The organism is Mesorhizobium intechi (genome assembly GCF_002879535.1).
GTDB classification, from domain to species: Bacteria; Pseudomonadota; Alphaproteobacteria; order Rhizobiales; family Rhizobiaceae; genus Mesorhizobium; species Mesorhizobium intechi.
This window is the reverse complement of the sequence record NZ_PNOT02000349.1, coordinates 1-8247: the sequence shown is the minus strand read 5'-3', so window position 1 is coordinate 8247 and position 8247 is coordinate 1. Positions and strand designations below refer to the sequence as shown.

Here is an 8247-nt window from a genome sequence, read left to right as displayed (position 1 = left end):
GCATGCGCAAGGCCGACTGGTCGCGCCGTCTGGTGCAGGAGAACCGGCTCACTGTCGACGACCTGATCTGGCCGATCTTCGTCGTCGAGGGCAAGGATGTGCGCGAGCCGATCGCTGCCATGCCCGGCGTCTTCCGCCTGTCGGTCAACCTTGCCGTCAAGGAGGCCGAACGCGCGGCCAAGCTCGGCATTCCGGCACTCGCCACCTTCCCCAATGTCGAACTGGCCTTGCGCGACCAGACCGGCTCGCACATCCTCGACCCGGAAAACGTCATCAACCGCGCCACCCGCGCGATCAAGGACGCGGTGCCCGGGATCGGCATCATCACCGACGCGGCGCTCGACCCGTTCACCAGCCACGGCCATGACGGCATCCTGCGCGACGGCATCATCGTCAACGACGAAACGGTCGAACAGGTCGCGGCGGCGGCGGTCATCCAGGCAGCCGCGGGCGCCGACATCATCGCGCCATCCGACATGATGGACGGCCGGATCGGCGCCATCCGCGACGCGCTCGACGCCAACGGCTTTCAGGACGTGGCGATCATGTCCTATGCGACGAAGTTCGCCTCAGCCTTCTACGGCCCCTATCGCGAGGCGGTCGGCACCGCCGGCCTGCTCAAGGGCGACAAGAAGACGTACTACATCGACCACGCCAATTCGGACGAGGCGGTGCGCGAGGCCGAGCAGGACATCGCCGAGGGCGCGGACATGCTGATGGTCAAGCCCGGCCTGCCCTATCTCGACATCATCCGCCGGCTGAAGGACGAATTCCAGATGCCGACCTTCGCCTACCAGGTGTCGGGCGAATATTCGATGATCAAGGCGGCGGGCGCCAATGGCTGGATCGACGGCGAGAAGGCGATGCTGGAATCGCTGCTCGCCTTCAAGCGCGCCGGCTGCGACGGCATCTTGACCTATTTCGCGCCCGAAGTGGCGGAAATGCTGAAGGGATAGACCCGGCCTCCCTTGGCAGCGCCCGCCTGAAGCATGAGGACGGCGCCTAGAAATCACGGCCGAATGAGCGGAACTCACGGCCGAATGAAATGATGGGGGCGGCCGTTCCGGCGGCCGTCGGTTGTCATTCGAACCGATCGTCACGAACAACACAGACCTCGCCTAGCCGCGAGGTCTGGAAACCTGCCTTTTCGCCTTGGAAAAAGCGCTTGCAATACGCAATCAGTTTGCTACATAGCAACTGCTTGCAAATTACTACTGGTTATCGAGGAGACTTTCATGTCCATGCTGCGCGTCAACGCATTCACCGTATCGCTCGACGGCTATGGCGCCGGTCCCGATCAGGATCTGCAAAATCCGCTCGGCATCGGCGGGGAATCCTTGCACAAGTGGTTTGTCAACACCCGCACCTTCCGTAAGATGGTACTCGGGCAAGACGGCGGCAGCACCGATATCAACGAGGGGTTCGCGGCGCGCAGTTTCGAAAATGTCGGCGCCTGGATCCTCGGCCGCAACATGTTCGGGCCGATCCGCGGCGAATGGCCTGACGATAGCTGGAAAGGCTGGTGGGGCAACAACCCTCCCTACCATGTGCCGGTTTTCGTGCTGACGCACCACGCGCGGGCACCCATCACGATGGAAGGCGGTACGACCTTTTATTTTGTGACGGACGGCATCCATTCGGCGCTCGAGCAGGCGAAGGCGGCAGCCGGCGACAAGGATGTGCGGATCGGTGGCGGCGTCGCCACCATCCGGCAATATCTGCAGGAGAGTTTGATCGATCAGATGCATCTGGCGATTTCGCCGGTGCTGCTTGGCAAGGGCGAGCACCTCTTCGCTGGCCTGGACATGTTGAGGCTTGGCTATCAATGCACCGAGCAGGTCGCGACGGCGCTTGCCACGCATGTGGTGATCAAGCGGGGTTAGCCTATTTCTCCCCGTTTTTACGGGGAGAAATGCCCGGCAGGGCGGGCAGCGCTGACGTTTGGAGATTTGCGGCAAGCCACCAATGCAGCGAATTGGAGCGTGCCAACCGCGCTGCCGCCCCATTCGCCGTTCGGGCACCTCCTCCCCGTGAAACAGGGAGACGGAAGAACCCCTCAATACTTCTCTGGAACGTACAGTTCGCGCGGCAGCGTCTGGCGCTCGTATTCGGGATTGAACACGCGCTCCGGCAGCGTGATCTCCTCGTGGGGCACGTCTTCATACGGCATCTGCTTGAGCAGATGATCAATGCAGTTCAGCCGCGCCCGCTTCTTGTCATTGCCCTCGACGATGAACCAGGGCGCCTCGGGAATGTTGGTGCGGGCGAATGTCTCTTCCTTGGCCTTGGTGTACTGCTCCCAGCGCACGCGCGACTGCAGATCCATCGGCGACAGTTTCCACTGCTTCATCGGGTCATGGATGCGCATCAGGAAGCGCATCTGCTGCTCTTCGTCGGTGATCGAGAACCAGTATTTGACCACGGTGATGCCGGAGCGCACCAGCATGCGCTCGAACTCGGGGACGTCGCGGAAAAATTCCTCGACCTGACCGGCATCGGCAAAGCCCATCACCCGCTCGACACCGGAGCGGTTGTACCAGGAACGGTCGAACAGCACGATCTCGCCGCCCGCCGGCAGATGCGGAACATAGCGCTGGAAGTACCATTGCGACTTCTCGCGTTCGGTCGGCGCGGGCAGCGCCACGACACGGCAGATGCGCGGGTTGAGCCGCTGAGTAATGCGCTTGATAACGCCGCCCTTGCCGGCGGAATCACGGCCCTCGAAAATCACCACCAGCTTCTTCTTATGATAGGCGACCCAGGACTGCAGCTTGATCAATTCGGACTGCAGGGTGATCAGGTCGCGAAAATATTGCATGCGGTCGATCGAAGGCGGATGCGCGTCCTTGTAGATCTTGGCGATCTCCAACGACAGCGCCGGCTCCGACATTTCGAGCTCATAGTCTTCGTCGAGCGTGTCGGCGAGCTCGGCTTCGAGCCAGTCCTTGGCGGGAGAATTCTGTTTTAGCTCAGTCATTTGCACTGCTCCGCTTGCAAGCCCTGTCGGTTCCCATGCCGCGCCCCAAATTGCTGGCGCGGCCGCCTGGCGGGGAAACACCTGAGCCGACTTCAATATAGACCGGCAGTGACGGTTTTATTGCAGCCGGACGCTATAGCGGCGGCCATGTTCAATCGATCCGTCGCCATGGCATGGCGACAAGCCAGCCGAATTGTCCTACAAATCCACGGTCGCATTCCGGGCTGCCCTTGGGCCCCGCCCCCTTTCAACGCAATCGCGAGGACTGACATGGAATACCGCACCCTTGGCCGTTCCGGCCTCAAGGTTTCGACGCTGACCTTGGGCACCATGACCTTCGGCGGCACCGGGCCTTTCGCCGCGGTGGGCAACAGCGATCTTGGCGAAGCCAAGCGCATGATCGACATGTGCATCGATGCCGGCATCAATCTTATCGACACCGCCAATGTCTACTCCAACGGCCTGTCGGAGGAGATCATCGGCGAGGCACTCGGCGGCAAGCGCAGGAACGACGTGCTGATCGCCTCCAAGGCGCGCATGCGGATCGGCAGTGGACCGAACGACGAAGGCCTGTCGCGCCACCACCTGATCCGCGAATGCGAGACGAGCCTGAAGCGGCTGAAGACCGACGTCATCGACATCTACTTCGTCCACCAGTGGGACGGGCTTACCCCGGTCGAGGAAACCGTCGCGGCGCTCGACACTTTGGTCAACCAGGGCAAGGTGCGCTATATCGGCTGCTCCAACTGGTCCGGCTGGCAGGTGATGAAGGCGCTATCCATCAGCGACAGCCGTCACCAGCATCGCTTCGTCACCCAGCAAATCCACTACACGCTGGAGGCGCGCGAGGCGGAATATGAATTGCTGCCGATCTCGGTCGACCAGGGGCTGGGCGTGCTGGTCTGGAGCCCGCTCGCCGGCGGCCTGCTGTCCGGCAAATACCACCGCGACAGCCCGACCGCACGGCAACTCGCCGGCTGGTCCGAGCCGCCGATCCGTGACGAGGACCGGCTCTGGCGGATCGTCGACGTGCTGGTCGAGATCGGCAAGGCTCGCGGCGTATCGGCCGCACAGGTGGCACTGGCCTGGCTGCTCGGCCGGCCCGCCGTCTCCTCGCTGGTGATCGGCGCCCGCAACGATGCCCAGCTCAAGGACAATCTCGCGGCCGCAAGCCTGGCGCTCAGCCCTGAGGAACGCCAGCGCCTCGACGCGGTCAGCCGGCCGCCGGTGCTCTATCCCTATTGGCACCAGCAGTTGACGGCTAAGGATCGCTTCGGCCCGGCCGACATGGTTCTCGACCGCAGCGTCATCTGACCATCAGGCGGAGGCGCACTAGCTCTCGATGAAGCGCCAGAGTTCGGGATCGGGTTCGATCTGGCCGCTGAGCGCGAAATATTTGTAGAGCACGAGCAGGGAGATCGCCTGCTCGTCCCGCTCATTGGAGAATTTCCGGCAATAGGCATTGGCGGCGGCAATGATGCGCTCGGCCTCTGCCGGATGCCGTTCGAAATAGCGCACCTTTTCGCCGAGATCGGCGAAATCCGGATCGAGCGGCACGTAGTGGACATTGGCCTCGAGCTGTCGCTCCGCGAACCATGTCTCGTATGTCGGCCGCGGCATCAGGCAAAGCGACTTCGAGTTCAGGATCCATTTGAGGTTGGTAGCCACGTCATTGCCCTCGAGCGAGACGATGTAGCGATAGCGCTGGTGCTGGCTGATGCTGAGAAAGGGCTTGGCGTATTCGGCCGGTGCGTTCGGCTTGTGCGAGCCGGCATCGCAGAATGGCAGGTCCCGCACCGCTTGCAGAAACCGTGTCCTGATCGGATTGTTGAGATCGCCGCGCCAGACCACCATAGGCAACTTGTCGGCGAACGAGATGGTGTCGGCCGGCATCTGGAAGTGACGGAATTTGTCGAGCTTCATGATGACCGCGTTCTCGTCGTCATCACGAATCGGCCTATCCTTGACGATCGTCGGTACCTTCGGCACATCCCTGACGTCGCCGAATTCGACGTCGATGAGCAATCCGGGATCAAAATAGCGGGCGAATTCCTTCAGGTCGTAATAGTACATGGTCGGCGTGAAGGGCAGTTTGCTGATGCGCACCGCATTGGCGCTTGGCGCGAAACCGTCCCGCAGCTTGTTGTAGTAATTCAGCCGCCGCCGCGCCGCCTCGTCGGAAAGCGTGGCCTGTTCGAGGCGAGCAGTGAGCCTGCGGCGGAACAGGGCTTGTGGAACGACATCGCGCACGACGTTTCGCGCATAGTAGAAAACCCGTGCCGACGTCCGTGCAATTGTGGCCATGATTCACTTGGTCAAAACAACGGGCTGCTCTCAAATACGCTGGCGCCCCGCGTTTCCTACATCATTATGGCGCCTATCTGGCAAGCCCCTCGATCTCCGGGGCCCGCGCCCGCGCACTGTCGTTTCAGCTGTTGTGTTTGACGGCTAATGCTCCTAGGCAAGGTCGGAGCCGCAAGGCAGGTCAAAAGGAGCCGATATGGCGCGAGCACCAAACTACGATCAGGAACGCAAGGAACGCGACCGGCAGAAAGCGGCGAAGAAAGCCGAAAAGCTGGCGGCCAAGGTTGCCGCGCGCGAACGTTCCAAGCCCGAGGCAGAGATCGAAAACGAAACGCCGGAATGACGGCAAAAGGCCCGCATATGCGGGCCTTGCGTCAATCCAGGCTGTGGCCCTGCGTCAGGCAGGAGCCTTGTCGCTGACAAAAACGTCAACTTCACGCGCCGCGGCGATAAAGGCGCGCCGCGCGTTCATGGCCGGCTTGTCGCCGGCCAGCGCGTCGTGGCAGGCCTGCAGCGCCGCGCGATGCTTGGGGCTGCGCTTGCCTGGCCAGCTGTTGAGGAGATATTCGGATGCCTCGCGGGCCGTTCGCAAGAGCTGAGTGCTTCCCGCCGTGACGGACTTGACGGTCACTGGTGTCTCAAATCGGTTGTTTTCCATCGCCGCTCTTACGCCATCGGCGTCCGTGAAGCGAGGCCGAAAGTGCGCTTGGCGTGAGGCGTCGCCTGTTTTTGCCGGCAAGCACCCTGTTCCGTGTCAGTGCTACGCGGCCACGACGGCAAATCCCCTGGCACGAAGGCCGCGTCTGTCGTTGGCCAGCGACGTCACCAGCCGGTCGCGGCTGCCGACGATGTGCGCAGAAAGCAGGCGGGCCGCCTCGTCGGCATCGCCAAGGCGTGCCGCGGCCAGAATGGCGCGGTGTTCGGCCCAGGCGCGACCAAGGGCCGCTTCGTCACGCACTTCCAGCCAGCGGGCGCGCGACAGGCGCGTCATGGCATCGCGCACCGCCCTGAACAGAAATTCGTTGCCCGACAGGCGCGCCAGCTCGATGTGAAAATCCATACCGACACGATGCCACTCCTCGCGCGGCGTATTGTCGTCGCAGGAATCGAGCATCGCCTCGATCACGTCGATGGCGCTGCGCTCGGCATGCAGGCATGTCAGCCGCACAGCCGCGACCTCGACCGCTTCGCGATAGACCGCAATCTGCTCGAGCTCGGCAAGGTTGATGGGCGATACCGTCCAGCCGCGGCCATCCCTGCCCACCAGCCCCTCGGTTTCCAGCCGAAGGAGTGCTGCCCTGACCGGTGTGCGCGAGGCGCCGAAGCGGCCTTCGATCCAGCGCTCGGTCAATTTCTCGCCTGGGCCGATCTCGAGCCCCAGGATCATCTCGCGCAACTGCCGTTCGACATTCTGCATCTGCGACATAGCGCTTCCTTGTTGCCGCATTGACAGCAGCCGGGCTGGGGTTCATGACGGATACCAGTTTGGTATCCCAAAATGGTATCCGCAACAAGCGCTGATATCGGGCAGGCAGGACATGACACAGGAAGACACGCAACAGAGCGGCTACAACATCCACTGGCGGCGCAATCTCGCGGTGTGTTTCGCGGGCTCGTTCAGCACGCTTGTCGCCATGACCCTGCTGTTGCCCTTCCTGCCGCTTTATGTCGAACAGCTCGGCGCGCGGGGCCATGTCGCCATCGTGCAATGGTCCGGCATCGCCTATGGCGCCACCTTCTTCGCCGCTGCCTTGGTCGCGCCACTGTGGGGACGGCTGGGCGACCGCTACGGCCGCAAGGTGATGCTGGTGCGCGCCAGCTTCGGCATGGCGATCTGCATGTCGCTGACAGGCATGGTCGAGACGGTCTGGCAACTGGTGCTGCTGCGCCTGCTGATCGGCTTTGCCGGCGGCTATTCCTCGGGGTCGACCATATTGGTGGCCATGCAGACGCCAAAGGACCGTTCCGGTTGGGCGCTGGGCGTCCTGTCGGCGGGGATAACGGCGGGCTCACTGGTCGGCCCCCTGCTTGGCGGGGCGCTGCCACCTGTGATCGGCATCCGCGCCACCTTCCTACTGTCCGGCGGCGTCATCTTCCTTGCCTTCCTGGCCACGACTTTCCTCATCAAGGAGACACCTCGCCCGAAGCCGGCAAAAGCGGAATGGGGCGCCAAGCCGAAAAGCGGCTGGTCACGGATTCCGGACAAGCGCCCGGTCGTGGCCATGCTGATAACCGGCATGCTGCTGGCCTTCGCCAACATGTCCATCGAGCCGATCATCACCGTCTATGTGCAGCAGCTCATCGAGGATCCGGCCAGGGTGACGATGGTCGCCGGCGTCGTGATGTCGGCGGCGGCGCTGGGCACCATCCTGTCAGCGTCCTGGCTCGGCAAGCTCGCCGACCGCGTAGGTCACTGGAACGTTGTCGTCGGGGCGCTGGCCGTCTCGGCCCTGCTGCTGATACCGCAAGCCTTCGTCACCGATGGCTGGCAACTGATCGGCCTGCGCTTCCTGATGGGCTTGGCGCTCGGCGGCTTGCTGCCCTGCATCACCAGCGTCATCCGCCACAACATCCCGGACGGCGTCGGCGGCAATGTGCTTGGCCTGGCGATCTCGGCGCAGTATGTCGGGCAGGTCGCGGGACCATTGACCGGCGGCTTCGTCGGCGGTCATTTCGGCATGCGGGCGGTGTTTCTCGGCACATCGGCGCTGATGGCGGGCGGCGCCGTCTACAACTGGATTGTCCAGTCGCGGCGCATACGGCATATGGCGCTGGAAGCAAGTGAGTCCTGAGAGCGTCAGAGGAGCTGGCCGACATGAATTCCGCCGAACCAAGCGCCAGCCGTCTCCTCGTGTTTGCCGGCGGTCTCGCCGGCGCGGCGGGCGTGGCGCTGTCGGCAGCGGCCGCGCACCGCGGCGGCGCCTTCACCGGCACGGCCGCGTCATTCCTCTTGATGCACGCGCCGG

General features: G+C 63.2%; 9 protein-coding genes and 1 pseudogene. 6 read left to right on the top strand and 4 right to left on the bottom strand.

Features of this window, described 5'->3' with window-relative positions:
• Positions 1-2 precede the first annotated feature (2 nt).
• Together hemB and C1D09_RS29345 are read left to right on the top strand one after the other, a co-directional pair.
• The gene (hemB, locus tag C1D09_RS29350) at positions 3-956 is read left to right on the top strand and encodes a porphobilinogen synthase (RefSeq protein ID WP_143977477.1); all 954 of its coding nucleotides are present in this window, start codon (positions 3-5) and stop codon (positions 954-956) included.
• A gap of 279 nt (positions 957-1235) precedes the next feature.
• Complete coding sequence (locus C1D09_RS29345) at positions 1236-1883, top strand: dihydrofolate reductase family protein (RefSeq protein ID WP_143977476.1); 648 nt, start codon at positions 1236-1238, stop codon at positions 1881-1883.
• Positions 1884-2056: 173 nt separating this feature from the next.
• Here C1D09_RS29345 and ppk2 read toward each other — a convergent pair whose 3' ends face one another.
• On the bottom strand, positions 2057-2977 hold the full coding sequence (gene ppk2 / locus C1D09_RS29340) for a polyphosphate kinase 2 (protein WP_143977475.1): 921 nt from the start codon (positions 2975-2977) through the stop codon (positions 2057-2059).
• Positions 2978-3247: 270 nt separating this feature from the next.
• On the opposite strand from ppk2, the gene C1D09_RS29335 reads away from it, so the two are divergent.
• Entirely contained in the window at positions 3248-4291 is a 1044-nt protein-coding gene (locus C1D09_RS29335; protein ID WP_143977474.1) for an aldo/keto reductase, read from the top strand.
• Positions 4292-4309: 18 nt separating this feature from the next.
• Here the strand turns inward: C1D09_RS29335 and C1D09_RS29330 are convergent, their stop codons facing one another.
• Positions 4310-5281 carry a glycosyl transferase family 90 gene (locus tag C1D09_RS29330; RefSeq protein ID WP_143977473.1) on the bottom strand — a complete coding sequence of 324 codons (972 nt, stop codon included), beginning with the start codon at positions 5279-5281 and terminating at the stop codon, positions 4310-4312.
• A gap of 196 nt (positions 5282-5477) precedes the next feature.
• On the opposite strand from C1D09_RS29330, the gene C1D09_RS29325 reads away from it, so the two are divergent.
• Entirely contained in the window at positions 5478-5624 is a 147-nt protein-coding gene (locus C1D09_RS29325) for a hypothetical protein (RefSeq protein ID WP_142884760.1), read from the top strand.
• A gap of 54 nt (positions 5625-5678) precedes the next feature.
• On the opposite strand, the gene C1D09_RS29320 is transcribed toward C1D09_RS29325, so the two are convergent.
• Together C1D09_RS29320 and C1D09_RS29315 are read right to left on the bottom strand one after the other, a co-directional pair.
• Positions 5679-6020: a DUF982 domain-containing protein gene (locus tag C1D09_RS29320; protein WP_246135919.1), complete on the bottom strand. Its 342-nt coding sequence runs from the start codon at positions 6018-6020 to the stop codon at positions 5679-5681.
• Between the two features lie 21 nt (positions 6021-6041).
• A complete protein-coding gene (locus C1D09_RS29315; protein WP_143977472.1) occupies positions 6042-6707 on the bottom strand; it encodes a GntR family transcriptional regulator in 666 nt (221 codons plus the stop codon).
• 112 nt (positions 6708-6819) lie between these two features.
• Here C1D09_RS29315 and C1D09_RS29310 point away from each other — a divergent pair, with 112 nt between their 5' ends.
• Together C1D09_RS29310 and C1D09_RS33955 are read left to right on the top strand one after the other, a co-directional pair.
• Complete coding sequence (locus C1D09_RS29310) at positions 6820-8073, top strand: multidrug efflux MFS transporter (RefSeq protein ID WP_143977471.1); 1254 nt, start codon at positions 6820-6822, stop codon at positions 8071-8073.
• Positions 8074-8096: 23 nt separating this feature from the next.
• Positions 8097-8247 (top strand): annotated as a pseudogene (locus C1D09_RS33955) (DUF423 domain-containing protein); the annotation flags it as partial.